The organism is Bacillus sp. AFS001701 (assembly GCF_002559405.1).
Classification (GTDB): domain Bacteria; phylum Bacillota; class Bacilli; order Bacillales; family Bacillaceae_G; genus Gottfriedia.
The window spans coordinates 1-1,259 of record NZ_NTZO01000515.1; the positions used below are offsets into that span (position 1 = coordinate 1).

The window sequence follows — 1,259 nt, forward strand, 5'->3', positions numbered from 1 at the left end:
GCATTATCGTAGTATTTTTATATATTATCAGATAAAAAGTGATAAAAAATGGTAAAATATACCAAAAAATTTCCCAATACAAAAAATTAGAATGTTAATGTAATATTTTCATTGCAAGTATCTAATAAAATAAGAAACTTAATTTAAAAAGGGGATTTAAAAATGTTGAAAAAATTAATCACTTTATGTACAACTTTTATTTTGTTAATAGGTTTAGTAAACGGAACCGTAGCCAAAGCAGAATCTAATGATTGTTCGACATGTCTTACATCTAATGAATTTTTAAAGACAATAAATCAATTGGCTGATGCGGGGACAACAACAGACTTGAATGTAGACAAAAAAGAACAAAAAGATATTGATAAAATTGTCTCTACTAAAGATAAAGAATTTAAAACTGAAATAAAATCTTTGGGTAAAGAAGGTTATAAAGCTGAACCTACTGCTGATAAATATATTATTTTTTCAAATTTAAAAGATAATGGAATTACATATGAAAAAGTAGGAGTAGCAACTAACTTCTACATAAAATCAAATAAAGAGATTGCTAGTAAGCAAGTTTGGATAGATATGAAAACTAACGAAGTAATTCGTTATGATCTAGTAAAAATTAATGAAGATGGAACTTCAAATTCAGTTGTTTCTTTTGATAAAAATAGTACTAATGACAATACTAGTGGTATTTCTACTTATAAATTTAAATTCAATGGAGTTAGTTTTGCTTGCAGTATGGCCGGTTTAATTGCATGTACAGCAGCATTTGGGGGATTGGCAGTTGTTGTTCCAGCTGTAGGAGCAGTTGCTGGATTAGGTTGTGCTATTGCATTTAATGTAGGATGTTCTTTTTAATAATATAAACCTATAAACCGACTTGCTTTTTAGATAAGTCGGTTTATATTTTTTTTATAGATACGCTGTAATAACATCATATAAACACAGGTTAATATAACAAAACAAATTAAATAATACAATGGAAAAATGTCTATTTTATTTTTATTTACTATATGTATTGCAAACATTGTAAAGGCTATGGGGATATTACCAATAAAGATAATAATTATTTTCTTAAAGTGAGTAAGAATTTCTTGATTCCAATTAATTTTCCCAAATATTAGCAATATATTTCCTACTATAAATCCTATAAAAAAAGGAATAGTAGAGGAATAGTTAATATAACCATTAAGTATCGGAACTGAAAAAGAACCAAATGAAACCATGATCAAAATTAATATATAACTTACTTTAGTTATATCTTTATT

At 26.1% G+C, this 1,259-nt stretch carries 1 protein-coding gene and 1 pseudogene; one reads left to right on the forward strand and one right to left on the reverse strand.

Annotation, left to right across the window (positions count from 1 at the left end; genetic code table 11):
- Window positions 1-162 precede the first annotated feature (162 nt).
- Entirely contained in the window at window positions 163-849 is a 687-nt protein-coding gene (locus CN514_RS21830; RefSeq protein WP_098234378.1) for a putative immunity/bacteriocin fusion bifunctional protein, read from the forward strand.
- Window positions 850-878: 29 nt separating this feature from the next.
- On the opposite strand, the pseudogene CN514_RS26230 reads toward CN514_RS21830, so the two are convergent.
- Window positions 879-1,259, reverse strand: a pseudogene (locus CN514_RS26230) (hypothetical protein); the annotation flags it as partial.

Coding starts and splice junctions, on each gene's coding strand:
- CN514_RS21830 (WP_098234378.1), top strand. CDS start 163: ATGTTGAAAAAATTAATCACTTTATGTACAACTTTTATTTTGTTAATA.